We start from the raw sequence: 26,285 nt of genomic DNA, 5'->3' as shown, positions 1-26,285 counted from the left end.
CCCGCAGTCCCACCCGCATCCGGAGGCGGCCCCGCACCCGCAGTCCCACCCGCATCCGGAGGCGGCCCCGCACCCGCAGCGCCACCCGCATCCGGAGCCGGCCTCGCGACCGGAGCCCCACCCGCATCCCGAGACGCACCCGCATCCGGACCGGTCCGTGCTCCCGGACCCCGGGACGCAGCGGCCCGTGCCCCCCGTCGCCCCGCCCCGCCCCGGGCTCCCGGCGGCGCTCGCGCTCCCGCAGGGCTACCGGCAGGCCGACCCCCCGGCGCCCGCCGTCCGCCCCGGCGGGGCCCGGGGGGCGACCCCGTCCGACACCACCGTCGCCCTGCCCGTCGTACCGGGAAACCGCGCCCCCGAAGCCCCGTCCCCCCGGCCCGCCGGCGCCGCCGGTGCCTGGGGCGGTGGCGCCGGACAGACCCGTGGTGGTCCCCGTGGGGGGCTCGACGCCGAGCGGGCCCGGCAGACGCGGATGGCCGTCGTCGGGGCCGTCACCGAGCGCTGGGCCCCCGAGCAGGCCGGCCCCGTCCACGGCGGCCCCTGGCAGCTGGCCGCCCCCGTCGGCCCCGCCACCGACCTCTGGGCCCTCGGCGCCCTGCTGTACCGGGCCGTCCAGGGACACGCGCCGTACCCGGAGGAGAGCGTCGCGGAGCTCGTGGACATGGTCTGCGCCGAGCCCCCCGCCTTCGCCGAGGAATGCGGCCCGCTGCGCCCCGTCGTGGAGTCCCTGCTGCGCCAGGACCCCACCGAGCGCCCCGACTTCGAGGAGCTGCGCGGCTGGCTGCGCTCGCTGGTGCGTTCCGCCCCGGAGCCCGACGGGGACTTCGTGTTCCCGCTGCCCGAGCCCGACCCCGCCCGCCTGCCCGAGGTCCGCCGCCGCGGCGACCTGCACGGACGCCACCGCACCCCCGACGCCCCGCGCAAGCCGCGCTCCCTGGGCCGGACCCTGCTGATCGGGGTCCTGGCGCTGCTCGTGGGCGGGGTGGCGTACGCGGTGCTGTTCCTGCCGGGCTCCGGCGGCCAGGACGCCGGCCGGGCCCAGCAGCCCACGGCCGTCCAGAGCCCCGCGCCCCCCTCCCCGGCGCCGCCCACGTCGCAGCGGCCCGCGCAGCAGTCGCCGTCCCCGGCCGCCCCCTCCTCCAGCGGCGGGCAGCAGCCCGCCCCGCAGGCCCCCGACGGCTACACCCTCCAGCAGGACCCGGCGCACTTCACGGTCGCCGTCCCCAACGGCTGGGAGCGCCAGTCCATCAACGAGGCCGGCCAGGTGCGCTACACCCAGGGCCAGTTCACCCTCATCGTGGTCCCGGGCCGGGACCGGGTCGAGGGCGGCTCCCCAGACCCGCTCGGCTACCAGAAGGACAAGGAGGCGGAGCTGGCCCCGTACCGCAACTCCACCTGGGCCTCCGGCGGGGACGTGAAGTCCACCAAGGTGGGCCAGCAGCTGCGCGTGACCGGCCGCTACACCTGGATCGACGCGGCGGGCCGCTCCCTGTTCGCCCGCAACTTCGTCGTCGCGCTCGGCGGGAGCTACCACGTGGTCATGGTCACGGGCCCGGAGGACAACCAGGACAAGGTGACGGACGTCTTCGACAAGGCCACGGCCAGTTACCAGGCCGGAGGCTGACGGCTGATCAGTACGGCGATTGCGTCACAGTGCTGTCTTTCGGGCCCCGCCCGGTTCCGGCACCGCCCGCATGCTCCGTAATCTGGCCCGGAGTGCACAGAGCGGCGGGAATTCGTGGAACAGCAGACAGGCGCGGGCGCGGTGCTCGCGGGCCGGTACCGGCTCGTGGAGCCCATCGGCAGCGGGGGCATGGGCAAGGTGTGGCGCGCCCATGACCAGCTGCTGCACAGGACGGTCGCGGTCAAGGAGCTGACGGCGGCTCTGTACGTGGCCCAGGCCGACCGGGAGGTGCTCTACGCCCGGACGCAGAAGGAGGCCCGGGCGGCGGCGCGGATCCAGCATCCCGCGGTCGTCACGGTGCACGACGTCCTGGAGCACGACGACCGGCCGTGGATCGTCATGGAGTACATCGACGGCCCCTCCCTCGCGGAGGCCGCGAAGGCCGCCGGGCGGATCGAGCCGCGCGAGGCGGCCCGGATCGGCCTGCACGTCCTGGGCGCGCTGCGCGCCGCGCACGCGGTCGGCGTGATGCACCGGGACGTGAAGCCGGGCAACGTGCTGCTGGCCAAGGACGGCCGGGTGCTGCTCACGGACTTCGGGATCGCGGCGATCGAGGGGGACTCCTCCATCACCCGGACGGGTGAACTGGTCGGGTCCATCGACTACCTGGCCCCGGAGCGGGTCACCGGCGGCGCGCCCGACCCGTCCTCGGACCTGTGGTCCCTGGGCGCGACCCTGTACACGGCCGTCGAGGCCCGCTCGCCCTTCCGCCGGACCTCGCCGATCTCCAGCCTCCAGGCCGTGGTCAACGACGAGCCGCCGGTCCCGCGCCAGTCCGGCGCCCTCGGCCCGGTCATCACCGCGCTGCTGCGCAAGGACCCGGCCGAGCGCCCCTCGGCCGGCGAGGCCGAGCGGATGCTGATCGAGGCCATGGAGGGCCGCGAGCCCAAGGCGGCCCACGCGTACGTGCCCACCCAGGTGGTGACCGCCGAGGAGCGGGCCCCCGCCCGGGAGGCCGAGCCCCCGGCGCCCGAGCCCGTGCCCGCCCCGGCGACGCCCACCGCCCCGACGGAGCGGCCCGCGGCGCCCGCCGGGGGCACGCCGGGCCGGCTGCGGCGGATCGCGGTGGTGGCCCTCGTCGCGGCGCTGCTCGGCGGCGGCGGGGTCTTCGGCGTGCTGAAGCTGACCGGCGGGGACGGCTCGGACAACGCCGCCCCGGAGGACAAGAACGTCTCCGCCCCCGACGGGCAGGACGAGGGTGCCGACGCCCCGCCGAAGGGCTACACCGAGGTCACCGACCCGGCGGGCTTCACCCTGTACGTCCCGGAGGGCTGGACCCGCCAGATGGACGGCAACCAGATCGACTACACCGGGGACAACGGCAAGCACTACATCCGGATCGCCGTCGACCCCACCCCGGACTTCCCGACCCCGTACGCGCACCTGCTCGACCTGGAGAAGCAGGTGGCGAAGCGGACGGACTACAAGCGGCAGAAGCTCAACCCGAACACCTTCCGGGACACCACCCAGGCCGTGCTGTGGGACTTCACGTGGACCGAGAAGGGGGTGCACGCCGGACCGCGCCGGGCCATCGAGCAGATGTACGTCGACAAGAACGGCACCGAGTACGCGATCTACATGACGGGCCCCGCCGAGGACTGGGCGACGACCCGCCAGCGGTTCGACACCGCCCTCAGCGGCTGGGAGCCGGGCAAGAAGAAGGGCTGACCGGCCATCGTGCCAGCAATTGCTGGCACACTTGGCAAAATCCGGTTACCCACGGGTACCCAAAGGCCCCCGGGCGGCATACGCTCACCGCCATGACGGACTCGAAGGCTGCTGCCGCCCCCCTCCGCTCCGCACCCCGGCCCACCAACCCGGTCGCCCCGGCCCCGGCGGGCGCCCGCACCGCCGCCGACGTGGTGACCCCCGCCCTGATCACCCGGCTCACCCGCGGGGTCACCGGCTCCGGCAGCACCGCCAACCACACCCCCTTCACCGGGGCCAAGCTGGCGGACCTCCCCGAGGCCACCCCCGAGGACGTCGCCGAGGCCTTCGCCAAGGCCCGCGCCGCCCAGCCCGCCTGGGCCGCGACCCCCGTACGGCAGCGCGCCGCCGTCCTGCTCCGCTTCCACGACCTGGTCCTCGCCCGCCAGTCCGAGGTCCTCGACCTCATCCAGCTGGAGACCGGCAAGGCCCGCCTGCACGCCCACGAAGAGGTCCAGGCCGTCGCCGTCGCCGCCCGCCACTACGGCCGCAAGGCCCCCGCCTACCTGCGCCCCAAGGGCCACACCGGCGCCATGCCCACCCTCACCAAGGTCACCGAGCTGCGCCAGCCGCGCGGGGTCGTCGGGCAGATCGCCCCCTGGAACTACCCCCTCGAACTCTCCGTCGGCGACGCCCTGCCCGCCTTCGTCTCGGGCAACGCCGTCGTCATGAAGCCCGACACCGAGACCGCCCTGACCGCCCTGTGGGCCCGCGACCTGCTGATCGAGGCCGGGCTGCCCGCCGAGGTCTTCCAGGTCGTCCTCGGCGAGGGCCCCGTCGTCGGCCCCGAGGTGGTCCGCCACGCCGACTACGTCTCCTTCACCGGCTCCACCCGCACCGGCCGCGAGGTCGCCCAGGGCGCCGCCGCCCGCCTCGTCGGAGTCTCCCTCGAACTCGGCGGCAAGAACCCCATGCTCGTCCTGCACGACGCCGACGTGGAGAAGGCCGCCGCCGGAGCCGTCCGCGCCTGCTTCTCCTCCGCCGGACAGCTGTGCATCTCCATCGAGCGGCTCTACGTCCACGCCTCCATCGCCGACGCCTTCCTGGAGCGCTTCGCCGCCCGCACCAAGGCCATGCGCCTCGGCAACTCCCTCGCCTACGGCGCCGACATGGGCTCCCTCGTCGGCGAACGGCAGCTGGAGAACGTACGGCGGCACGTGGACGAGGCCGTCGCCAAGGGCGCCACCCTCGTCGCCGGCGGCACCGCCCGCCCCGACATCGGCCCCCTCTTCTACGAGCCCACCATCCTCGACGGGGTCGAGGCCCCCATGGCGGTCTGCGCCGAGGAGACCTTCGGCCCGGTCGTCTCCGTCTACCGGTTCACCGACGAGGACGAGGTCATCGCCCAGGCCAACGCCACCGCCTACGGCCTCAACTCCAGCGTCTGGACCAAGGACGCCCGCCGCGGCCACGCCGTCGCCGCCCGGCTGCGCACCGGCACCGTCAACATCAACGACGGCTACGCCCCCGCCTACGGCAGCGCCCAGGCCCCCATGGGCGGCATGAAGGACTCCGGGCTCGGCCGCCGGCACGGCTCCGAGGGCATCCTCAAGTACACCGAGGCCCAGACCGTGGCCCACCAGCGGCTGCTGCCCATGGCGCCCTCGCTCGGCATGGACGACGCGAAGTACGCCGAGTTCATGACCCGCAGCCTCAAGGTCCTCAAGGCCCTCCGCTTCCGCTAGGCCGGCCGGACCGCACCCCCCCCGCAGCACCCCAGGGCAACAGGCACGAACCGACCGCCGGGAGGCACCGCGCAGTGTCGTACGACCACGCATACGACTACGACGTCATCGTCATCGGATCGGGCTTCGGAGGGTCGGTCTCGGCACTGCGGCTCACCGAGAAGGGCTACCGGGTCGGCGTCCTGGAGGCAGGGCGCCGCTTCACCCGCGAGAGCCTGCCCCGGAGCAGCTGGGACCTGCGCAACTACCTGTGGGCGCCCGCCCTCGGGCTGTACGGGATCCAGCGCATCCACCTGCTCGGCAACGTGATGGTGCTCGCGGGCGCCGGGGTGGGCGGCGGCTCCCTCAACTACGCCAACACCCTCTACGTGCCGCCCGCCGCCTTCTTCGAGGACCGCCAGTGGGCCGCCATCACCGACTGGCGGGCGGAACTCGCCCCGTACTACGAGCAGGCCCAGCGGATGCTCGGCGTCCGGCTCAATCCGACGATGACCCCCTCCGACGTCCACCTCAAGGCGGCCGCCGAGAAGATGGGCGTCGGCGACACCTTCCACATGGCCCCCGTCGGCGTCTTCTTCGGCGACGGGGAGGACGCGGAGGGGCAGCGCCGGGTACGCCCCGGCCAGGAGGTACCCGACCCCTACTTCGGCGGCACCGGGCCCACCCGCAAGGCGTGCACCGAATGCGGCGAGTGCATGACCGGCTGCCGGCACGGCGCGAAGAACACCCTGAACGAGAACTACCTGCACCTCGCCGAGCGGGCCGGCGCCGTCATCCACCCCATGACCACCGTCACCGCCCTCGCCGAACACCCCGACGGCGGCTACCGCGTCCGCACCGTCCCCACCGACCACCGCCGCTCGGGCCGCGCCAAGGTGCTGCGCGCCCGCTACGTGGTCGTCGCCGCGGGCACCTACGGCACCCAGACCCTGCTGCACACCATGAAGGACCGCGGCGAACTGCCCCGCCTCTCCGACCGGCTCGGCGACCTCACCCGCACCAACTCCGAGGGCCTGGTCGGCGCCCAGACCGACGACCGCCGCTACCGCAGGCGCCACCCCGCCGAAGCCCGGGCCGACTTCACCCGGGGCGTGGCCATCACCTCGTCCGTGCACCCCAACGCCGACACCCACATCGAGCCCGTCCGCTACGGCAAGGGCTCCAACGCCATGGGGTTCCTGACCGTCCTGCAGGTGCCCCACAGCGCCCACCGGGTCCGCGCCTGGTTCGCCCGCACCGCCCGCCACCCCGTCCAGCTGGCGCGCTCCCTGTCCAACCGGCGCTGGTCGGAGCGGACCATCATCGGCCTGGTCATGCAGTCCCTGGACAACTCCCTGACGACGTACCGCAAGCCGCACGGCATCGGCAAGGGCCTGCTGACGGCCCGCCAGGGCCACGGCGCCCCCAACCCGGTGCAGATCGCCGAGGCCACCGAGGCCGCCACCCTGCTGGCCGAGGAGATCAACGGCTTCCCCGGCAGCAACGTCGGCGAGTTGACGGGCACCCCGCTGACCGCGCACTTCCTCGGCGGCTGCCCGATCGGCGCCACCCCGGAGGAGGGCGTGGTCGACCCCTACCACCGGCTGTACGGGCACCCGGGCATCTCGGTGGTCGACGGTTCGGCGGTCTCGGCCAACCTCGGGGTCAATCCGTCGCTGACCATCACGGCCCAGGCCGAGCGGGCGATGTCGTACTGGCCGAACAACGGGGAGGCGGACCCGCGGCCCGCGCAGGGGGAGGCGTACGCACGTCTCGCGGCGGTGGAACCATTCCGTCCGGTCGTCCCGAAGGAGGCCTTCGGGGCACTGCGGCTGCCCTTCCTGGCCGTCCCCGAAATCCCCCCGAGGCAAGCGGAAGCGCAGGACTGAGCCCCGGACACGACCGTGGCGGGCACCGCGCTCCCCCTCCGAGCGCGGTACCCGCCGCGGTACAGGAGTGGACCGGCGGTCGCCGGAAAAGGTTGTACCGGAATGCTTTGGGTGAAGCTGTGGTGTCGGTCACACGGCCGACGGTGCAACCGACGGGTACGTCCGGGGGTCACACGGGGCATGAGACAGCGCATCTCCCTGCTGGCCGCGAGCGGCCTGGCGGCGGCGGGACTCGTCACCGTCCCCGCCGCCGCGGCCCACGCCGCGGAACCCGTCTTCCGACTGGTCGCAACGCCCGTCGGACTCACCCTCCCGCCCGCCCCCGCGACGGGTTCCCCGACGCCGGTGGCGCTGAACTACCGGCTGGAGGGCACGGGCGGGGCCACCACCTTCGACGGGGAGTTCACCCTGACCGTCGACCTCTCCCTGCTGAACGGCGTGGCGACCGTCCAGGAGAGCCCGCGCGCGGCGGCCAAGAAGTGCGCGCCCGTCGGCAGCACCCTCGTCTGCAAGCAGCAGGGCCTGCGCCCGGGCGTTCCGGCCGGCGTGGACCTGGAGGTCGTCCCCGGGAAGAAGACCGGCGTCGGCGTGGTGAAGGTGACGGGCGCGGCCGCCGGAGCCACCGTCGAGTCCGCCGCCACCGGCATCAAGGTCGGCGCCCCCGACCTCGTCATGGGGGAGATGGATCTCAAGAAGGACCCCAAGCCCGGCGAGAGCCAGCCCCTGCCGCTGACCTTCAGCAACAAGGGCAACGAGCCGGCCAAGGGCGTCGTCCTGGAGCTGGAGGCCAGCCACGGCCTGGAGCTCCCGGAGCGGTACGACAACTGCACCTACCGCACCACCCGCACCGCCACCCATGTCGTCTGCACCATCGAGGGCGACTTCGAGGCCAAGGCCTCCTACGAACTGGCCGGCGACAGCCCGCTGCACCTCAAGGCCGGCGCGAACGCCCTCAACGAGCGGTTCGGCTACGGCATCTACCCGGCGCCCGCCCCGCAGAAGCCGCAGGCGGACGCCGGCTCGGCCGGCACGCAGCAGAACGGCGCCGACAAGCCGAAGGCCGCCGACGCGGCGGGCAAGGCCTCGCGCAAGCTGGTCGCCCGCAAGACGGCGCAGGCCGCGCTCGCCGAGCACGGCCCGGACCTCAACCCGGCCGACAACAGGCGCGAGGCCCTCCTCACCGTCCCGAACACCGCGGACTTCGAGGCCGAGCCCCTGATCGTCAAGGGCGCCGCCGGCACCACCGCCAAGGCCGTCGTGGCGATCCGCAACAACGGCCCGGCCTGGGTCGCCGACCGGGGCGGCGCCCCGGCGGCCGTCGCCGACGTCGAGCTCCCGAAGGGCTTGAAGGCCGTCACGGTGCCCGCCGCCTGCCGCCCGGTGAGCGAGTCCCTCTACCGGTGCGCCACCGCGTCCTCCGTGCTGGAGAGCGAGAACGTCGAGTTCCCCTTCGAGCTGAAGGTCGAGAAGGCGGTCAAGGACGCCAAGGGCGCCGTCCGCGTCGGCGCGCCCGGACCGAAGGGCGAGCCGCAGCGGCACTCCTTCGACCCGGTCCTGGCCAACAACCTCGCCGGCTTCACGGCGAACCCGACGGCCCCGAGCCCGAGCCCCTCCGGCAGCCCCTCGCCCAGCACCTCCGCGAGCTCCTCCGCCTCCCCGAGCCCCTCGGCGAGCGGCGGCACCACCGCGAACGGCGGTACGAGCGGCGGCGGCCCGCTGGCCTCCACCGGCAGCCAGGCCGGCCTCCTCGGCCTCGGCGCGGCCGGCCTGCTGGCCGTCGGCGCCGCGCTGTTCCTCTCGGCCCGCCGCCGCAAGGCCGGGCACGCGTAGGACCTCCGGAACGAACGAACGAACGAACGGCCGGCCCGGGGCGTCCCCCGGACCGGCCGTTCTTCTCGTGGTGACCGGGCTGCTGTCCCCTGCCGTCCGGTCACGCGGGGAGAGGGGTCCCACGACGTGCGCCGTCAGGCGTCACGTCTCACCGCTCCCGCGGACACCCCCTCAACGAAGCCGCCCGGGGCCGGACACGGTCCGGACGGGTGACGAACACCCGGCCGCGCGGTCAGACGCGGCCCCGGCACAGCTCCAGCAGGGTCATCGCGAGCGCGGTCCCGGGCTTGCCGAGGGCGTCGCTGAAGTGCGACAGCACCTCCATCTCCCGCGAGAGGTGCACGCGCCGGCCGCCCGCGCCGATCCGGGCCTCCTGGATGACGGCCGACACGGCCATCCGTTCCTGGATCAGCCCGATGATCCGGTCGTCGAGGGCGTCGATGCGCTCCCGGCAGTCGACGATCAGCTGCTCGGGGGTGGCGGCGGTGGTGGTGAGGGTGCTCATGGTCTTTCTCCTGTGGTCGTGGCCGACAGGAGCGGGAACGCGGAAGCGCCCCGGTCCTGTCGGACCGGGGCGCTTCCGGGAAGTCAGTGGCTCAAGCGAGCATCACGAGGACCCATGGCGACCGGACCGGCCGGTGCCATAGGTAAAGAGGAAGCTCAGCTGCTTGCGCATGGTGAGGATTATGGACCCCCCGCCCGCGTCCCCGCGAACCGGGCCCGGATGGTGAGACGCCCGGGGCGTGACGTGGGCCTCGGATGGTGCGACAAAGCGGCGGCCGGCGCCACCGGTAGAATCGACAAAACAGCCCCCTCTTCCGCCGGAAGGCCGTCCCGTGCCAGAAGCACCCTCCGCCGCCCACGACAGCGCCCCGGACACGGTCCTCGTCGTCGACTTCGGCGCGCAGTACGCCCAGCTCATCGCCCGCCGCGTCCGCGAAGCCCGCGTCTACAGCGAGATCGTGCCCAGCACGATGCCCGTGGCCGAGATGCTCGCCAAGGACCCGAAGGCGATCATCCTCTCCGGCGGTCCGTCCTCCGTCTACGAGGAGGGCGCCCCGCGCCTGGACGACGGCCGCGCCCTGTTCGAGTCCGGCGTGCCCGTCTTCGGCATGTGCTACGGCTTCCAGCTGATGGCGACCACCCTCGGCGGCACCGTCGACAACACCGGCGCCCGCGAGTACGGCCGCACCCCGCTGTCGGTCTCCAAGACCGGCTCGACCCTGTTCGAGGGCACCCCCGAGCACCAGTCGGTCTGGATGTCCCACGGCGACGCCTGCTCCGCCGCCCCCGAGGGCTTCACCGTCACCGCGTCGACGAACGTCGTCCCGGTCGCGGCCTTCGAGAACGACGAGAAGAAGCTCTACGGCGTGCAGTACCACCCCGAGGTGATGCACTCCACGCACGGCCAGCAGGTCCTGGAGCACTTCCTGTACCGGGGTGCGGGACTCAAGCCCACCTGGACCACCGGCAACATCGTCGAGGAGCAGATCGCCGCGATCAAGGCGCAGGTCGGCGACAAGCGCGCCATCTGCGGCCTGTCCGGCGGCGTGGACTCCGCGGTCGCCGCGGCCCTCGTCCAGAAGGCCATCGGCTCCCAGCTCACCTGCGTCTACGTCGACCACGGCCTGATGCGCAAGGGCGAGACCGAGCAGGTCGAGAAGGACTTCGTCGCGGCCACCGGTGTCCAGCTGAAGGTCGTCGACGCCCAGGAGCGCTTCCTGAACGCGCTGGCCGGCGTCTCCGACCCGGAGACCAAGCGCAAGATCATCGGCCGCGAGTTCATCCGCGTCTTCGAGCAGGCCCAGCTGGAGATCCTCCAGGAGGACGGCCCGGCGGTGGCGTTCCTGGTCCAGGGCACCCTGTACCCGGACGTCGTGGAGTCCGGCGGCGGCACCGGCACGGCCAACATCAAGTCCCACCACAACGTGGGCGGCCTCCCCGACGACATCGAGTTCGAGCTCGTCGAGCCGCTGCGCCAGCTGTTCAAGGACGAGGTCCGGATGGTCGGCCAGGAGCTCGGCCTGCCCGAGGAGATCGTCCAGCGCCAGCCCTTCCCCGGCCCCGGCCTCGGCATCCGCATCGTCGGCGAGGTCACCAAGGAGCGCCTGGACCTGCTGCGCGAGGCCGACGCCATCGCCCGCCACGAGCTGACCGCCGCCGGCCTGGACCGGGAGATCTGGCAGTGCCCGGTCGTCCTGCTCGCCGACGTCCGCAGCGTGGGCGTCCAGGGCGACGGCCGCACCTACGGCCACCCGATCGTGCTGCGCCCGGTCTCGTCCGAGGACGCGATGACGGCCGACTGGACCCGCATGCCGTACGAGGTGCTGGCCCGGATCTCGACCCGCATCACCAACGAGGTCAAGGACGTCAACCGCGTGGTCCTGGACTGCACGAGCAAGCCCCCGGGCACCATCGAGTGGGAGTAGCCTCCCGCTACCCCCGTGCCTGACGCGAAGCCGCCGTTCCCCCGGGAGCGGCGGCTTCGCCGTCGCTATGGCCAGTTGCGGCCCCGGCCGGTACCTTGCGCCGCGACGACGAGGAGGGCCCATGCCCGAGCAGCCCGCGCCCGTGCCCGTGGAGCGGCTGGCGTTCGAGATGCCGCCCGTGCACGCCGACCCCGGCCAGGAGCGGGCGCACCGCAAGGAGCGGCTCGCGGGGGCGCTGCGGCTGCTGGGGCGGCTCGGGTACGAGGACGGGGTCGCGGGGCACGTCAGCGCCCGGGACCCGGAGTTCCCGGACTGCTACTGGGTCAACCCCTTCGGCCGGGCCTTCGCCGGGCTGGGCCCCGAGGACCTGCTGCTGGTCGACGGGGACGGCCGGGTGGTGCGGGGCGGGCGGCGGGTGAACCAGCTGGCCTTCGCCGTGCACGCGGCCGTGCACCGGGCGCGGCCCGAGGTGGTGTCCGTGGTCCGCACCCAGGGCCCGTACGGCAGGGCGCTGGCCTGCCTGGGCGAACTGCTGGCCCCCGTCAGTCAGGAGGCCTGCGCCTTCTACGAGGACCACGCGCTCATGGACGAGTACCTGGGGGCGGAGGACCCGGCCCGGGTGGCGCGGGCGCTGGGCCCGTACAAGGCGCTGATCCTGCGCAACCGGGGGCTGCTGACGGTCGGCGGGTCGGTGGACGCGGCGGTGTGGTGGTTCGTCGCGGCGGAGCGGGCGGCGCAGGTGCAGCTGATCGCGCGGGCCGCGGGCAAGCCGGTGCTCATCGACCACCACGGCGCGGTCGCCACGCGGGAGCGGTTCGGCGGCGACCTGGCCGCCTGGGCGAGCTACCAGCCGCTGTGGCAGACGGTCGCGGACGGCCCCGGACCGGTGGCGTCAACATCATGAACCGTTAATCACCTGCTCTGACATCGTGCGCAATCCGGAGCACTGCCCCAGTGGTGCACAATTCGCTGGCATTGCACCGTAGTTCAGAGAGGCGGCACGCACGTGGCTGTCCAAGAGATGTCCCGGGGTACCCATACCGCCGTCTGCGCCTGCGACGACTGCGCCCGGGAGGGGCACCGCCGCGCGGTCGCCGCGTTCCTGGAGAAGCGCGACGAGTTCGCCGCCGGCCAGGGGGTGCCGCCCGCCGTGGCCCACTCCCTCGGCGCCTCCCGCCAGTGGGTCTCCGACGAACTGGCCCTGTCCGCCCGCACGGTCGCCGAACGGGGCAGGGAGGCCGGGAACTCCTGGCTGTACCTGTTCTCCCGGCGGGCCGTCCTCGCCCTGTGGATCGCCGCCGGGGTGCTGCTGCTGGTCCAGGTCGGCACCGCGCTCGGCACCGGCTGGTCCACCGCCCGCACGGCCGGGCTGCTGGCCGCGCTGGTGCTGGCCGGGCTTCTGACCGTCGCCGCCCGCGCGCAGTCGCTGCGGGGCGGGCTGCTGGCCCCGCTGGTCGGCGAGGACAACCGGCTGTCCACCTCGAAGGCGGTGCCGAGCGCCTGGGTGGTGCTGACCGCGTTCGCGGCGCTGCTGCCCGCGCTGCGGCTGGCCGCCTCCTCGCCCGGGCCGGAGCGCGACGCCCTGTACCAGGGGTTCGCGCTGGAGCGGGCGCTGCCGCTGCTCGCGGTGGTCGCGCTGACGTCGGGGGTGGCGGTGCTGGTGCGCCGGGTGGTCTCCGTACGGATCATGGGGCAGCGGCTGCAGAAGCTGCCCGCGGACCGGCCGCGCGGGGTGGACCTGCTGACGGACGACGACGGCCGCGGCAGCTTCCCCGACGCGCAGTACGTCCTCGTCTCCACGGTGGTGCTGGCCTACGCGGCGGTGTCGCTGGCCCGCTTCCCCGAGCGGCTGCCGCAGCTGCCGTGGGCGCTGGCCCTGCTGGTGGCGCTGTCGGCGGCGGTGTACCTGGCGGCGAAGTACGCCGAGGGGAGCCGTCCGCTGGTGCTGTCGGTGGTCCGCAGGCGGGAGCCCGGCGACATCGACGCGGCGGTGCGGCCCGGCGACGACATCGAGATCCGGGGCGTGGGCTTCGTGCCGCCGGGGGCGCACACGCCGGAGATGCTGGCCCGGCTGGTGGTCCGGGTCGGCGCGGTCCACGTGCACGTTCCGCTGGTGCCGGTGGCGGGCGGGTTCGTGAACCCCTCGGACACGGTGCTCACCGTGCCGGTGCCCGCGGAGGTGGAGCCGGGCCGGGTCGACGTGCAGGTGGTGACCGCCGCAGGGGTGGAATCCAACCGCTGCGTCATCGACGTGGCCGAATGAAGCGGGTAGACATGGCTGCGTGAACCGAACTGACGTCCCTTCCGGTGTGCGGTCCACACCGTGGGGAGCACTCGCCTCCCGATACTCCCTCCTCCCGCTGCGGATCTTCCTCGGCGTGACCTTCGTCTACGCGGGCCTCGACAAGCTGACCACCGCGGGCTTCTTCGCCGCCTCCGGCCCCGGCTCGATCGGCGAGCAGATGCACGGCGTGCGCGACACCGCCGCGATCCCGGCCCTGGTGGACCTCACGCTGAACGCCCCCGCCGCCTTCGGCTACGCCATCGCCGTCGGGGAGCTCCTCGTCGGCCTGGGCGTGCTCGCCGGGCTGCTGACCCGGATCGCGGCCGCGGGCGGTGCGCTGATCTCGCTGAGCCTGTGGCTGACGGTGTCCTGGGCCGTGACCCCGTACTACTACGGCAACGACCTGGTGTACCTGATGGCCTGGCTCCCGCTGGTGCTGGCCGGGGCGCCCTACTGGTCCCTGGACTCCCTGATCCGGTCGCGCCGGTCCCGCCGTACGGCGTAGGTCACCAGCCCCACGAGGGCGGCCAGGGCCAGTCCGCCGAAGGCCATCGGCACGACCAGGAACCACGGCAGGTCGGTCTCGCCGGCCGCGTCGAGCAGGTACAGCACGCCCGCCGCGGTCAGCACCAGGCCGGCCAGCAGCCTTCCGGGCTGGAACTCATGACGCCGCACGGGCCACCTCCACCTGTCCCACACCCGCGTCCAGGTGCAGCTCGATCGTCCCGCCGGCCTCGGTGCCGGCGGCCGGGGGCAGGGTCGCCCGCCGGTTCTCGCCGCCGTTCTTGATCCGCACGGAGCGGTCCCCGGGCAGCTGGATGTCGCCCAGGTCGACGGAGACGTCGGCCTTCGCGGTGACCTCCCGGGGGACGATCACCTTCAGCCGGCCCGCCTCGATGGAGGCGCGGACCGACACGGTCGTGCCCTTCGGCACGTCCAGGCGGCTCAGGTCGAGCGTGGCCAGCCCCGTCCCGGAGGAGTACAGGGGCCGGACGTCGGCCACCGCCGCCGGACGCCAGTCGACGTTGTGCCAGTCGGTGCTCACCTCGCGCGGCAGGGCGGTGGCCGCCGCGAGCAGCCCGGCCGTGACCAGGCCCAGCAGGATCGTGCCGAAGCCGGTGCGGCCCTTGAGGGAGCTGACGGCCAGGCCCAGCCCGAACACGGCCAGCGCACACGCCAGCCCGACCTGGAGGGCGTGCCCCAGCGGGCTGCCGTGCCAGACGGAGGCCGTGCCGACACCGCCGGCCAGCAGGGCCAGCACGAAGATCCGGCCGCCGATCCCGCCGCGCCCCTGCCCGTGGGCGGGCGCGGGCCGCGGCTTCGCCGGGGCCGCACCGGGCGGCGTGCCGGGGCGGCCCTCGTCGTCGGCGCCGTCGTCGGGACCCCACAGGTAGCCGGAGGAGCCGACCGGGCCCGTGGTGCCGTCCTTGACCAGCGGATCGCGCCACCACGACGGGCTGCTCGGCGCGGGCGGCGCCTGCGTCTCCGGCGGCGCCGGGCGGTGCGTCCCGGGCGCCTCCGCCTCGGGGGCGGCGGCCGTGCGGCGGTGGCGCCGGGACCAGTACGCGGCCCCGCCGAGCGCCAGGATGACCAGGACCGAGAAGGCGCCCATCACCCCGTTGTCGAGCATCGACAGGAACAGGGCGCAGCCCACCAGGGCGCTGAACACCGCGGCCAGGGTGGACCCTTCGACGCGGCCCGTCAGCAGCTTGCGGCCCTCGCTGTCCTCCTCGCCCTCCAGGGGCAGCAGCAGCCAGGCGAAGCCGTAGAAGACCAGGCCGACGCCGCCCGTGACGGCGAGCACGCCGAGCACGATCCGGAACACCACCGGGTCCAGGTCGAAATACCGGCCCAGGCCGCCGCAGACGCCTGCGAGCACCTTGTCGCGCTTGCTGCGGCGCAGCAGCGGCCGGTCGGCGGGGGCCGGTGCCCCGGGATCGTCCCCCGGGCTCCGTCCGGAGGCGCCCCCGGGCGGGGCGTCGTGTACGTCGGTCATGGCTCCATGGTGACCGCCCGTCCGGCCGCCCGGCACCGGGCCCTACCCTGGCGCAACCCTGATATCCCCCCGACGGAACTGGGGGGATGCCCTGATGCCGCTCCCGGTCCCGGCATGTGACCCTTGGTGACATGCCCGCAGCAGCCGCCGCCCGTGCCCCGCACGCCCCCGACCCCGACGACCTCCCGCAGCGCAGGCTCTACCGCAGCGCCGACGGACGGATGCTCGGCGGAGTCGCGCGCGGCCTCGCCGGGCACCTCGGGCTGCCCGTCCTGTGGATCCGGCTCGCCTTCCTCGCCATGTTCATGTGGGGGGACGGGCTGGGGGTGCTGCTCTACGCCGCCTTCTGGGTCTTCGTCCCGCTCGGCGTCGGCGGAAGCACCGGACACCACTCCTTCTTCGAGACCCTCGCCGACGGCAGCCGGCGCCTGCGCAAGCCCGACAAGGGGGCGGTGTCCGGGCTGATCGCCCTCGCCGTCGGCGCGGGCATCTTCCTCTCCCAGCTCCGCGTCGGCGGCGCCAACGGCCGCTACGTCTGGCCCACCCTGCTCGTCGGGGCCGGCGTCGTCCTCGTGTGGCGGCAGGCCGACAACGCCCGCCGCGCCCACTGGAACCCCGCCGGCGCCCACCGTACGCGGATGCTCCCGCTCGCCCGGGCACTCGCCGGGGTGGTGCTCGTCGGCGTCGGCCTGACCGTCTTCATCGTCGTACGGGGCTCCGCCGCGCAGCTCGGCAACCTCCTGACCGCCGTCCTCGCCGTCCTCGTCGGCATCGCCCTGCTCGCCGGACCCTGGCTGATCCGGATGACCCAGGACCTCTCCGAGGAGCGGCTGATGCGCATCCGCGCCCAGGAGCGCGCCGAGGTCGCCGCCCACGTCCACGACTCCGTGCTGCACACCCTCACCCTGATCCAGCGCAACGCCGAGGACGTCGGCGAGGTCCGCCGCCTCGCCCGCGCCCAGGAGCGGGAGCTGCGCAACTGGCTGTACAAGCCCGAGGGCACCGGCAAGGACGAGGCCGAGGAGCCGGCCACCCTCGCCGAGGCCGTGAAGAAGGCCGCCGCCGAGGTCGAGGACCACCACGGCGTCCCGATCGAGGTGGTCGTCGTCGGCGACTGCCCGCTGGACGAGAAGCTGGGCGCGCAGATGCAGGCCGCGCGCGAGGCGATGGTCAACGCCGCCAAGTACGGTGGCGAGGGCGGCCCCGTCCAGGTGTACGCGGAGGTCGAGGGGCGCACGGTGTTCGTGTCCGTACGGGACCGGGGACCGGGCTTCGACATCGACGCGGTACCCGGCGACCGCATGGGCGTACGAGAATCGATCATCGGCCGGATGCAGCGCAACGGCGGGACCGCACGGCTGCGGTCCGCGCCCGACGGCGGCACGGAAGTCGAACTGGAGATGGAGAGGGTGGCGAACGCGGCATGACGGGCGTGACGGGCATGACCGAGGGCGGCGCGGTGGACGACGGGGCCAGGAGGGTCCGGGTGGTGCTCGTCGACGACCACCGCATGTTCCGCACCGGCGTACAGGCCGAGATCGGGGAGACGGCCCGCACCGGCGTCGAGGTCGTCGGTGAGGCCGCCGACGTGGACCAGGCCGTCACCGTGATCACCGCCACCCGCCCCGAGGTGGTCCTCCTCGACGTGCACCTGCCCGGCGGCGGCGGCGTCGAGGTGCTGCGCCGCTGCGCCCCGCTGATGGCGGCCGCCGAGAACCCGGTGCGGTTCCTGGCGCTGTCGGTGTCGGACGCCGCCGAGGACGTCATCGGGGTCATCCGGGGCGGCGCCCGCGGCTACGTCACCAAGACGATCACCGGCACCGACCTGGTGGACTCCGTCTTCCGGGTCCAGGACGGGGACGCGGTGTTCTCGCCGCGGCTGGCCGGCTTCGTCCTCGACGCCTTCGCCTCCACGGACGCACCGCCGGTCGACGAGGACCTGGACCGGCTCACCCAGCGCGAGCGCGAGGTGCTGCGGCTGATCGCGCGCGGGTACGCGTACAAGGAGATCGCCAAGCAGCTGTTCATCTCGGTCAAGACCGTCGAGTCGCACGTCTCGGCGGTGCTGAGGAAGCTCCAGCTCTCCAACCGGCACGAGCTGACCCGCTGGGCCACCGCCCGGCGCCTGGTCTGACCTGCGGGTGAACCGGGGGTGACACCCCGGGGCCGGGCCCCGGGGTGTGATCCACGACGCAGTGGGGGAGGGCAACCGGACGGCGGCGCGGCGGCCTCTTGGGTGGCGTGACGAGCCTGACGGGGACCCCTCTCTTCGCGACGGTGATCGGCCTGACGCTGATCGCCGTCGCCCTGCCGCTGACCGTGTGGAGCAAGGTCCGCGGCCCCGCCGCCGCGCGCCTGGCGGTCCGCGGGCTGATGGTGGTCTTCGCGCAGGTGACCGCCGTCGCCCTGGTGTTCGTCGCGGTCAACCGGGACATGAACTTCTACGCCTCCTGGGGCGACCTGATGGGCACCGGCAGCTACGTCCAGTCCGCCCCCGACCTCGGCGCCGACGGCATGGGCGGCAAGAAGGCCGAGCAGGTCAGGCAGGAGCCCAAGGTCCGCCAGGAGTTCCAGCCCGTCGACGGGCTCGGCGGACGCGTGAAGAAGACCGAGCTCGACGGCAGGATCTCCGGGGTCAAGGGCGACGTCATGGTGTGGCTGCCGCCGCAGTACGACGACCCCGCCTACAAGGACAGGAAGTTCCCCGTCGTCGAGCTGATCCCCGGCATACCCGGGACCGGCAAGTCCTGGTTCCAGGGGCTCAAGGCGCACGAGGTGCTGGAGCCGCTGATGAAGGAGGGCAAGGTCCAGCCCTTCGTCCTGGTCTCCCCGCGCGCCATGCTGCTGGGCAACGCCGACACCGGCTGCGCCAACCTCCCCGGCAAGGTCAACGCCGACAGCTGGTTCAGCGTCGACGTCCGCAAGATGGTCACCGACAACTTCCGCGTCTCCGACGAGCCCCGCACCTGGGGCGTGGCCGGCTACTCGGCGGGCGCCTACTGCGCGGCCAAGCTGGCCATCCTGCACCCCGACCGCTACGGCGCGGCCGTCTCCCTGTCCGGGTACAACGACCCCGGCCAGGAGCCCACCTCGCTGGTCGCCAAGGACCCCGAGCTGCGCCGCACCCACAACCTCAAGGAGCTGCTGAAGGCGCAGCCCGCGCCGCCGGCGGTGGCGCTGTGGATGTCGGGGGCCGAGCAGGACGGCTACCTGTCGGGCATGGACCTCAAGGGGCTCGCCCAGAACCCGACCACCGTGCACGCGGAGAAGGTCACCGGCGGCCACAACCTGGAGTCCTGGTCCAAGCAGCTGCCGCAGACCTTCGGCTGGCTCAGCCAGACCGTCAAGGCCCCCTAGGACCCTTCGCGGGCCTACGCCGGGCGGGAGGCGCCGGCCCAGGGCATCGAGTCGACCGGCGCGAGGCGGACCGTGGAGCCGGGGCGCGGGGCGTGGACGATCTGCCCGCCGCCGACGTACAGGCCGACGTGCGTGACGCCGGAGTAGTAGAACACCAGGTCGCCCGGGGCCAGCTGGTCGCGGGAGACCCGCCGGCCGGCGTTGATCTGGGTGTAGGTGGTGCGGGGCAGCGAGACCCCGGCCGCGCGCCAGGCCGCCTGGGTCAGACCCGAGCAGTCGAACGAGCCCGGCCCGGTCGCGCCCCAGACGTACGGCTTGCCGATCGCCCCGTACGCGAAGGCCACCGCGCGGGCCGCGCGCGAACCGTCGGCGGGGGCCGGGGCGCCGGTCCGCCCGGCGGGCACCGTCCCTCCGGGCCGGGCGGCGGGGGCGTCCGGGCCGCCGCCGTGCTGCGCCTCGTACGCGGCCCGCTCCTCGGCGCCGAGCCGGGCCAGCAGCCGCTGGGCGCCGGCCAGCCGGTCCTCGACGACGGCCTTCTGCCGGGCGAGCTCGTCCCGCCGGGCGCGGACCTCCTTCAGACTGCCGTCGGCCCGCGCGCGCAGCCGGCCGACCTCGTCGAGCCCGCGCCGTACGGAGGCCACCTCGGAGGCGGTCCGGTCGCCGGCCCGGGTGAGCAGGGAGGACCGTTCCAGGTAGTCCTGCGGATCGGTGGCGAGGGCCAGCTGGAGGGCGGGGCCGAGGCCGCCGCTGCGGTACTGGCCGGCCGCGACGGTGGCGAGGGCGCTGCGGGCGGCGCCGAGCCGTTCCTCCTTGCGGGCGGCCTCGTCCTGCAGGCCGGTCAGGGCCCGCTCGGCCTCGTCGGCCTTCACCTTCGCCCCGTTGTAGTTCTCCGTCGCCGCCTCGGCCTCCTCGTAGAGCCGGTCGACCTCCGCCTTGACCTGGGCGGGGGTCTGCTGCGGCTCGGCGTGCGAGGTGCCTTCGAAGGCGGTGGCGGTGGCAGCGCCCGCGAGGGCGAGGGTGGCGGCCGTCCGGACGGTGCCGCCGGAGAACGGGCGCTGCCTGGGCTTTCGATGACTGGCCACGGGGGCCTCACGTCCTTCCGTCGGTCCCGCAGGTCTCGGGGGAGGACGCTAAACCTGGAGGTCACGGCCGGATGACGAGTTGATCGGTACTGGCCCCGGGTGATCGCCGATGGCCGGACGGGACCGCTCAGTGCCAGAGGACGGCGATAAAGATATTGGCGACGGTCAGTCCGCCGACCGCGCCGAAGAGGCCCTTCTCGACGTGCTCCTCGTCGCGCTTGACGTAGACGAGCGCCAGGATCACGAAGAGGACCGCCAGCTTCACGCCGATCTTGACGTTGTTCAGCGGCGCGCCGTCGCCCATCTCGTGGAAGCCGACGAGCAGCACACCGGTGACGAGCATGGTCAGCGCGCCGTGCAGCATCGCGGGCACGAAGCGGGCGGTGCCGGCGCCCATCGCCTTCATCTGGGTGAGGAAACCGCCCAGCAGGGAGGCTATGCCGATGATGTGCAGGCCGACGAAGACGTGGGTGAGGACAGTCATGGCGCCGAGCCTACGGGGTGCCCTCCGCGGCCCCCCGTCCGGTCCCGGCGGCGGATTTCCCCGGGGCGGGACCGCCTGTCGGTCCCGGCCTCTAGACTCGGATGGCGATGAGCAGCCTCTTTGACGACAGCTTCCTGGCCGACCTCACCCCCTCCGACGAGGTCCCCCCGCCGCCCGAGGAGCACCACGCCCCCGAGGAGGGTGCGGACGACCTGTTCGGCGGCCGCTTCGACCTGCCCGCGGACCGGGACGCCTACTACCGCGACGGCGCCCCCCGGCCGGTCATCGACCCCGCGACCCTCCTGGACGGGCTGAACGAGCAGCAGGCCGCCGCCGTGGTGCACGCGGGCTCCCCGCTGCTCATCGTGGCCGGCGCCGGCTCCGGCAAGACCCGCGTGCTGACGCACCGCATCGGGCACCTGCTGTCCGCGCGCCACGTCCACCCGGGCCAGATCCTCGCGATCACCTTCACCAACAAGGCCGCGGCCGAGATGAAGGAGCGCGTCGAGAACCTGGTCGGCCCGCGCGCCAACGCCATGTGGGTCTCCACCTTCCACAGCGCGTGCGTGCGCATCCTGCGCCGCGAGTCCAAGCGCCTCGGCTTCACCTCCTCGTTCTCGATCTACGACGCCGCCGACTCCAAGCGCCTCATGGCGCTGGTCTGCCGCGACCTGGACCTGGACCCGAAGAAGTTCCCGCCCAAGTCCTTCAACGCCAAGATCTCGAACCTCAAGAACGAGCTCATCGACGAGGACGCCTTCGCCGCCCAGGCCGTCGACGGCTTCGAGAAGACCCTCGCCCAGGCGTACGCGATGTACCAGGGCCGGCTGCGCGAGGCCAACGCCCTCGACTTCGACGACATCATCATGACCACGGTCCACCTCCTCCAGGCCTTCCCGGACGTGGCCGAGCACTACCGGCGGCGCTTCCGCCACGTCCTGGTCGACGAGTACCAGGACACCAACCACGCCCAGTACACCCTCGTGCGCGAGCTGGTCGGCCCCGGCTACCCGGACCTGCCGCCCGCCGAACTGTGCGTGGTGGGCGACGCCGACCAGTCGATCTACGCCTTCCGCGGCGCGACCATCCGCAACATCCTCCAGTTCGAGGAGGACTACAAGGACGCGACGACGATCCTGCTGGAGCAGAACTACCGCTCCACCCAGACGATCCTCTCCGCCGCCAACGCCGTCATCGAGCGCAACGAGAACCGCCGCGCCAAGAACCTGTGGACCCAGGCCGGCACCGGCGCGGGCATCACCGGCTACGTCGCCGACACCGAGCACGACGAGGCCCAGTTCGTCGCCGACGAGATCGACCGGCTGACGGACGCGGGCGACGCCAAGGCCGGCGACGTCGCGATCTTCTACCGGACCAATGCCCAGTCCCGCGTGTTCGAGGAGATCTTCATCCGCGTCGGACTGCCCTACAAGGTCGTCGGCGGCGTCCGCTTCTACGAGCGCAAGGAGGTCCGGGACGTCCTGGCCTACCTGCGCGTCCTGGCCAACCCCGAGGACAACGTCCCGCTCCGCCGCATCCTCAACGTGCCCAAGCGCGGCATCGGCGAGCGCGCCGAGGCGATGATCGACGCCCTCGCCCTCCGCGAGAAGATCACCTTCCCGCAGGCCCTGCGCCGGGTGGACGAGGCCTTCGGCATGGCCGCCCGCTCCACCAACGCCGTCAAGCGGTTCAACACCCTGATGGAGGAGCTGCGCACCATCGTCGACTCCGGCGCCGGCCCGGCCGTGGTGCTGGAGGCGGTCCTGGAGCGTACGGGCTACCTCGCCGAGCTCCAGGCCTCGACCGACCCGCAGGACGAGACCCGGATCGAGAACCTCCAGGAACTCGCCGCCGTCGCCCTCGAATTCGAGCAGGCGAGGGACGAGGACAGCCCGGGCACCCTGGCCGAGTTCCTGGAACAGGTCGCGCTCGTCGCCGACTCCGACCAGATCCCGGACGAGGACCCGGACGGTTCGGGCGTCATCACGCTGATGACCCTGCACACCGCCAAGGGCCTGGAGTTCCCGGTGGTCTTCGTGACCGGCATGGAGGACGGGGTCTTCCCGCACATGCGCGCGCTGGGCCAGACCAAGGAGCTGGAGGAGGAGCGCCGGCTCGCCTACGTCGGCATCACCCGCGCCCGCGAGCGGCTGTACCTGACCCGCTCCAGCATGCGCAGCGCCTGGGGCACCCCCTCGTACAACCCGCCCTCGCGGTTCCTGGAGGAGATCCCGGCCGAGTACCTCCAGTGGAAGCGCACGGGCGCCGCGCAGAAGCCGGCCGGCCCGATGCGCGGCTCCGGCTACGGCTCGTCTTCGTCCGGCTCGGGGAAGACCTCGTTCGGGACCTCGCCCGAGGCCTTCCTGTCCTCCTCGCGCTCCCGCTCGTCCGGCCCCTCCGGGTTCGCGACGCGCCGCGCCACCGACAAGCCGGTCATCGCGCTGGCCGTCGGGGACCGCGTCACGCACGACCAGTTCGGCCTGGGCACGGTCATGGAGGTCCGGGGCGCCGGCGCGGACGCGCAGGCCACCATCGACTTCGGGGACGACAAGCCCAAGCGCCTGCTGCTGCGCTACGCGCCGGTGCAGAAGCTCTGAGCCCTGCGGGCAGGGCCTAGGTCGGGTCCAGGTCGTGGCTGCGCAGCCAGGCCAGGGGGTCGATGGCGGAGCCGCCACCGGGCCGTACCTCGAAGTGGAGGTGCGGGCCGGTGGAGTTGCCGGAGTTGCCCGAGTAGGCGATGACGTCGCCGGCCTTGACCTGCCCGGACCGGATCTTGGTGCTGCTGAGGTGGCAGTACCAGGTCTCGGTGCCGTCGGGGGAGGTCAGGATGGCCATGTTCCCGTAGGCGCTGTTCCACTGGGTGCGCATGGTGCCGTCGGTGGCGGCCATGACCGGGGTGCCGTAGGAGACCGGGAAGTCGATGCCGGTGTGCACGGACATCCACATGCCGCCGGCCTGGCCGAACATGGCGCTCAGGCCGTGCTGGGTGACGGGGATGGCGAACTTGGGGCGGGCCGCCTCCTTGGCCGCCGCCTCCTCGGCCCGCTTCTTCTTCTCGTCTTCCTGACGCTGCTTGAGGTCGATCCGCTCCTGGGTGCGGCTCGCGCGGTCGGCGAAGTCGCCGGCGTCGGCGCTCAGGGCGGTCAGCTGCGTGTCGAGCTTGTTGTTCGCCGCGACCGGCTTCACCGAGGACGGGTCGGGGGCGGCCATCGTCGTCGTGTCCTGGGACGGCTCGTCGCCGCCGGTGAGTCCGCTGACGGAGGCGGCGGCGACTCCCGCGACGCCCATCACGCAGACGGAGGGCACGGCCACGGTCAGCAGGGCGGACCGCTTGGCCGGCGTACGGCGCCGGGCGCTGCCCGCCTTCTCCTTGCCGCCGCCCTTGGCCGCGCCGCGGCCACCGGCCCGGCGCGCCGAACGCGGCTCGGCGACGGGGACGTCGGAGGCGAGGGGCACCATCTGCGTGGGCAGGTCGTGCACCTCGTCGCCGAACTGCGGCTCGTCGTCCGCGACGGGGAAGGCCGGGCCGAGCGGCTCGAAGACGGAGGTCTCGTCGTCGGCGTAGACGTCGGCGACCGGCTCGCCCGTCTCACCGCCGCCGGCGCTGTTCCACGCGGTGGCGGCGTAGGCACCGGTGTCGTGCGCGTTCCCGTGCCCGTTCCCGTAGCCGGAGAAGTCCCACTGCCCGGTCTGCTCGGAGCCGGAGGTGTCGTACCCGAGCGGGGCCGACGCGTAGTCGGCCGTCGCGGCGGCGGAGTTCGCGGAGTCCCAGGCGCTCGCGTCCCAGGAGCCGGTCGCGTCCTCGGGGACGGTCTGGGCGGGGACGCTGGAGAGGTAGTCCTGCTGCGCGGTCCACGCGGTGGTGTCGTAGGCACCGGTGTCGGCGGACGACGGGGCGTACGCGCCGTAGGCGTCGTAGCCCGCATAACTGCCGGACGAGGCGTAGTCCGTGACGTACTGATAGCCCTGACCCTGCGTTTCATAGGAAACGTATGCCTGGTCACCAGCGAAAGTGGTGGTGGAAAGGCCGTCGTACCCGGTTTCGGGGTACTGGCCCGACGTCGGGCGGTCGTTCACCAACTTCTCTTTCGCCTCGGCAGTGGGGGCCTGGGTGGCCGGGGAACTCGAGGTTCACCGGAGGAGAGCAGTGGCGTGACTGTACCCGGCGGTTACTCGCCTCGACAATCTTCGGCGGGTTTCGAGCTCGCGGGAACCGGGCATTCGGCCGCCTTTCGGTCGCGGGAAGACCGACCCTTGGCCTTGAGTTCGAAATTCGTTCGACTCGCGATCATCCGGTGTTGTAGGCGAACGCGAGCAGCTCCGGGGGCTCAGACGACCATGCCCTCCCCTTCGGTTCCGGCCGCCGGCGCCTTCCTCACGGGCTCCTCCGCGGCGCCCGTGCCCCCGGCGTCGCGCACCGGACCGTCGAGGGCCCGGCGGACGGCGGTGACGACGGCGGGATGCACCGGAAGGGCGAGGTGCCCGATCCCGGTGACCTCGACGTTCGTCGCGTCCAGGTCGGGGTGCTCGATCCGGGCCGTGCCGGGCGGGGCCATCAGGGCGTCGAACGCGCTCCAGAACGCCACGCACCGGGTCCGGCAGCCGGGCGCGGGGGCGCGCAGCTCCTCCATCACGGGGGAGTCCGGGCGCATCTGGCGGACCAGCGGATGGGCGTCCATGAAGGGGGCGACACGGGTCCCGCCGTGCGGGGTGCCGAGGGTGACCAGCGTCCGCACCCGGGCGTCGCCGCCGAGCCGCTGCACGTAGTACCGCCCGACGAGCCCGCCCAGGCTGTGGCCCACCAGGTCCACCCGCTCCTGACCGCTGCGCTCGCACAGCTCCTCGACGCGCCGGGCCAGGTGGCGGGCGGTGACGCGCAGGTCGAGGGTGAGGGGGGAGTAGTTGTACGTCTCCACGCGCCGCCGGCCGCCGGCCCCGAGGGCGCGGCGCAGCAGGACGAACACCGACCGGTTGTCGGTGAACCCGTGCAGCAGCAGGACGGGCGGCAGTTGCCCCGGCGGTGGTCCGCCGCCCCCGCCCGGTATGCGCTCCTCCCGGACTCCGCTCGGGTAGAGGAGCATGTGCCCGGCGAGCACCAGCGCCTCGAGGACGGCGGCCCGCAGGGCGGCCCCCGAGCGCGGGACGGGCAGAGGTGCGAACGTCAGCCCCATCGACGGCCTCCCCTGGACCTCTTGGGTACGGGGCCGTGCCGGCTGCCGAAGTGGCCCCGCCACCGTGCCGTGCGGCTGTCGGCGCGGTGGCGGGGCGACTGGGCGAGGTGAATCAACGGCGTCCCACGTGTGATTTCCCCCTCCCCGTTGACCGTGAAACGGTGCCGTGCGCAATGCTGTACTTAACGTTCGTTCACTCGGGAGGCAGTGCGATGGGTGTGACCGGTCCGATCCGTGTGGTGGTGGCCAAGCCGGGTCTCGACGGCCACGACCGCGGGGCCAAGGTGATCGCGCGGGCGCTGCGGGACGCGGGTATGGAGGTCATCTACACGGGCCTGCACCAGACCCCCGAGCAGATCGTCGACACCGCGATCCAGGAGGACGCCGACGCCATCGGCCTCTCGATCCTCTCGGGCGCGCACAACACGCTGTTCGCGCGGGTGCTGGACCTGCTGAAGGAGCGGGACGCGGAGGACATCAAGGTCTTCGGCGGCGGGATCATCCCGGAGGACGACATCGCTCCGCTGAAGGAGAAGGGCGTCGCGGCGATCTTCACCCCGGGCGCGACGACGACGGAGATCGTCGACTGGGTCAACACGAACGTCCGCCAGGCGTAACCGCTCCGGGCGCCCGCCGCGCGGGCTGGATTGCCCGCAGGGCAATTCCAGCCCCGCCGGCGTTTGAGGCGCGGGGGTCTGGGGGCGGAGC

The 26,285-nt window shown here is 73.4% G+C and carries 20 protein-coding genes and 1 pseudogene; 14 read left to right on the top strand and 7 right to left on the bottom strand.

Going from position 1 to position 26,285, the window contains the following annotated elements:
• The 5 genes and pseudogenes from ACFVXK_RS24350 to ACFVXK_RS24330 all read left to right on the top strand — a co-directional run.
• A pseudogene (locus ACFVXK_RS24350) lies at nt 1–1,624 on the top strand (serine/threonine protein kinase); the annotation flags it as partial.
• 114 nt (nt 1,625–1,738) lie between these two features.
• Nucleotides 1,739–3,352, top strand: coding sequence for a serine/threonine-protein kinase (locus ACFVXK_RS24345; RefSeq protein WP_389614966.1), 1,614 nt, complete (start codon nt 1,739–1,741; stop codon nt 3,350–3,352).
• A gap of 92 nt (nt 3,353–3,444) precedes the next feature.
• Nucleotides 3,445–5,076 (top strand): succinic semialdehyde dehydrogenase, encoded by a 1,632-nt coding sequence (locus ACFVXK_RS24340; RefSeq protein ID WP_389614964.1) that lies wholly within the window; start codon nt 3,445–3,447, stop codon nt 5,074–5,076.
• 74 nt (nt 5,077–5,150) lie between these two features.
• A complete protein-coding gene (locus ACFVXK_RS24335) occupies nt 5,151–6,944 on the top strand; it encodes a GMC oxidoreductase (RefSeq protein WP_389614962.1) in 1,794 nt (597 codons plus the stop codon).
• Between the two features lie 180 nt (nt 6,945–7,124).
• Nucleotides 7,125–8,774 carry a hypothetical protein gene (locus ACFVXK_RS24330; RefSeq protein WP_389614960.1) on the top strand — a complete coding sequence of 550 codons (1,650 nt, stop codon included), beginning with the start codon at nt 7,125–7,127 and terminating at the stop codon, nt 8,772–8,774.
• Nucleotides 8,775–9,006: 232 nt separating this feature from the next.
• Here the strand turns inward: ACFVXK_RS24330 and ACFVXK_RS24325 are convergent, their stop codons facing one another.
• On the bottom strand, nt 9,007–9,279 hold the full coding sequence (locus ACFVXK_RS24325; protein ID WP_389614958.1) for a chorismate mutase: 273 nt from the start codon (nt 9,277–9,279) through the stop codon (nt 9,007–9,009).
• A 331-nt stretch (nt 9,280–9,610) separates the two neighbouring features.
• Between ACFVXK_RS24325 and guaA the strand changes: the two genes are divergently transcribed.
• The 4 genes from guaA to ACFVXK_RS24305 all read left to right on the top strand — a co-directional run bounded on the left by guaA (nt 9,611) and on the right by ACFVXK_RS24305 (nt 13,992).
• On the top strand, nt 9,611–11,203 hold the full coding sequence (guaA, locus tag ACFVXK_RS24320) for a glutamine-hydrolyzing GMP synthase (RefSeq protein WP_389614956.1): 1,593 nt from the start codon (nt 9,611–9,613) through the stop codon (nt 11,201–11,203).
• A gap of 121 nt (nt 11,204–11,324) precedes the next feature.
• The gene (locus tag ACFVXK_RS24315; protein ID WP_389614954.1) at nt 11,325–12,107 is read left to right on the top strand and encodes a class II aldolase/adducin family protein; all 783 of its coding nucleotides are present in this window, start codon (nt 11,325–11,327) and stop codon (nt 12,105–12,107) included.
• Between the two features lie 117 nt (nt 12,108–12,224).
• On the top strand, nt 12,225–13,466 hold the full coding sequence (locus tag ACFVXK_RS24310) for a hypothetical protein (RefSeq protein WP_389614969.1): 1,242 nt from the start codon (nt 12,225–12,227) through the stop codon (nt 13,464–13,466).
• A gap of 19 nt (nt 13,467–13,485) precedes the next feature.
• Complete coding sequence (locus ACFVXK_RS24305; RefSeq protein WP_389614952.1) at nt 13,486–13,992, top strand: DoxX family protein; 507 nt, start codon at nt 13,486–13,488, stop codon at nt 13,990–13,992.
• Here ACFVXK_RS24305 and ACFVXK_RS24300 read toward each other — a convergent pair.
• A complete protein-coding gene (locus ACFVXK_RS24300; RefSeq protein ID WP_389614950.1) occupies nt 13,938–14,162 on the bottom strand; it encodes a hypothetical protein in 225 nt (74 codons plus the stop codon). The two genes, ACFVXK_RS24305 and ACFVXK_RS24300, sit on opposite strands and share 55 nt — an antisense overlap.
• On the bottom strand, nt 14,149–15,483 hold the full coding sequence (locus tag ACFVXK_RS24295) for a PspC domain-containing protein (RefSeq protein WP_389614948.1): 1,335 nt from the start codon (nt 15,481–15,483) through the stop codon (nt 14,149–14,151). Before ACFVXK_RS24295 ends, ACFVXK_RS24300 begins: the two co-directional genes overlap by 14 nt.
• 131 nt (nt 15,484–15,614) lie before the next feature.
• On the opposite strand from ACFVXK_RS24295, the gene ACFVXK_RS24290 reads away from it, so the two are divergent.
• From ACFVXK_RS24290 to ACFVXK_RS24280, 3 genes are all read left to right on the top strand, one after another.
• Nucleotides 15,615–16,910 (top strand): PspC domain-containing protein, encoded by a 1,296-nt coding sequence (locus tag ACFVXK_RS24290; protein ID WP_389614946.1) that lies wholly within the window; start codon nt 15,615–15,617, stop codon nt 16,908–16,910.
• Between the two features lie 14 nt (nt 16,911–16,924).
• Entirely contained in the window at nt 16,925–17,617 is a 693-nt protein-coding gene (locus ACFVXK_RS24285) for a response regulator transcription factor (protein WP_358893613.1), read from the top strand.
• A 107-nt stretch (nt 17,618–17,724) separates the two neighbouring features.
• Entirely contained in the window at nt 17,725–18,840 is a 1,116-nt protein-coding gene (locus tag ACFVXK_RS24280; RefSeq protein ID WP_389614944.1) for an alpha/beta hydrolase, read from the top strand.
• 14 nt (nt 18,841–18,854) lie between these two features.
• On the opposite strand, the gene ACFVXK_RS24275 is transcribed toward ACFVXK_RS24280, so the two are convergent.
• Nucleotides 18,855–19,922, bottom strand: coding sequence for an NlpC/P60 family protein (locus ACFVXK_RS24275; protein WP_389614942.1), 1,068 nt, complete (start codon nt 19,920–19,922; stop codon nt 18,855–18,857).
• A 127-nt stretch (nt 19,923–20,049) separates the two neighbouring features.
• Nucleotides 20,050–20,406 carry a hypothetical protein gene (locus ACFVXK_RS24270; RefSeq protein ID WP_389614940.1) on the bottom strand — a complete coding sequence of 119 codons (357 nt, stop codon included), beginning with the start codon at nt 20,404–20,406 and terminating at the stop codon, nt 20,050–20,052.
• Between the two features lie 107 nt (nt 20,407–20,513).
• On the opposite strand from ACFVXK_RS24270, the gene pcrA reads away from it, so the two are divergent.
• Entirely contained in the window at nt 20,514–23,003 is a 2,490-nt protein-coding gene (gene pcrA / locus ACFVXK_RS24265) for a DNA helicase PcrA (RefSeq protein ID WP_389614938.1), read from the top strand.
• A 16-nt stretch (nt 23,004–23,019) separates the two neighbouring features.
• Here pcrA and ACFVXK_RS24260 read toward each other — a convergent pair whose 3' ends face one another.
• Both ACFVXK_RS24260 and ACFVXK_RS24255 read right to left on the bottom strand, forming a co-directional pair.
• Nucleotides 23,020–24,483 (bottom strand): M23 family metallopeptidase, encoded by a 1,464-nt coding sequence (locus ACFVXK_RS24260; RefSeq protein WP_389614936.1) that lies wholly within the window; start codon nt 24,481–24,483, stop codon nt 23,020–23,022.
• 251 nt (nt 24,484–24,734) lie between these two features.
• Nucleotides 24,735–25,577, bottom strand: coding sequence for an esterase/lipase family protein (locus ACFVXK_RS24255; RefSeq protein WP_389614934.1), 843 nt, complete (start codon nt 25,575–25,577; stop codon nt 24,735–24,737).
• 212 nt (nt 25,578–25,789) lie between these two features.
• On the opposite strand from ACFVXK_RS24255, the gene ACFVXK_RS24250 reads away from it, so the two are divergent.
• Nucleotides 25,790–26,194 (top strand): cobalamin B12-binding domain-containing protein, encoded by a 405-nt coding sequence (locus ACFVXK_RS24250; RefSeq protein ID WP_389614932.1) that lies wholly within the window; start codon nt 25,790–25,792, stop codon nt 26,192–26,194.
• The last annotated feature ends 91 nt before the right edge of the window (nt 26,195–26,285 follow it).

Origin of the sequence: Streptomyces sp. NPDC058157 (genome assembly GCF_042884105.1) — a bacterium.
In the GTDB taxonomy this organism is placed as follows: Bacteria; Actinomycetota; Actinomycetes; order Streptomycetales; family Streptomycetaceae; genus Streptomyces.
Note: the sequence above shows the minus strand (reverse complement) of the source record. Positions and strands in the feature narration are given on the sequence as shown.

Coding starts and splice junctions, on each gene's coding strand:
- pcrA (WP_389614938.1), top strand. CDS start 20,514: ATGAGCAGCCTCTTTGACGACAGCTTCCTGGCCGACCTCACCCCCTCC.
- ACFVXK_RS24255 (WP_389614934.1), bottom strand. CDS start 25,577: ATGGGGCTGACGTTCGCACCTCTGCCCGTCCCGCGCTCGGGGGCCGCC.
- ACFVXK_RS24330 (WP_389614960.1), top strand. CDS start 7,125: ATGAGACAGCGCATCTCCCTGCTGGCCGCGAGCGGCCTGGCGGCGGCG.
- ACFVXK_RS24290 (WP_389614946.1), top strand. CDS start 15,615: ATGCCCGCAGCAGCCGCCGCCCGTGCCCCGCACGCCCCCGACCCCGAC.
- ACFVXK_RS24310 (WP_389614969.1), top strand. CDS start 12,225: ATGTCCCGGGGTACCCATACCGCCGTCTGCGCCTGCGACGACTGCGCC.
- ACFVXK_RS24340 (WP_389614964.1), top strand. CDS start 3,445: ATGACGGACTCGAAGGCTGCTGCCGCCCCCCTCCGCTCCGCACCCCGG.
- ACFVXK_RS24315 (WP_389614954.1), top strand. CDS start 11,325: ATGCCCGAGCAGCCCGCGCCCGTGCCCGTGGAGCGGCTGGCGTTCGAG.
- ACFVXK_RS24270 (WP_389614940.1), bottom strand. CDS start 20,406: ATGACTGTCCTCACCCACGTCTTCGTCGGCCTGCACATCATCGGCATA.
- ACFVXK_RS24295 (WP_389614948.1), bottom strand. CDS start 15,483: ATGACCGACGTACACGACGCCCCGCCCGGGGGCGCCTCCGGACGGAGC.
- ACFVXK_RS24285 (WP_358893613.1), top strand. CDS start 16,925: ATGACCGAGGGCGGCGCGGTGGACGACGGGGCCAGGAGGGTCCGGGTG.
- ACFVXK_RS24250 (WP_389614932.1), top strand. CDS start 25,790: ATGGGTGTGACCGGTCCGATCCGTGTGGTGGTGGCCAAGCCGGGTCTC.
- ACFVXK_RS24325 (WP_389614958.1), bottom strand. CDS start 9,279: ATGAGCACCCTCACCACCACCGCCGCCACCCCCGAGCAGCTGATCGTC.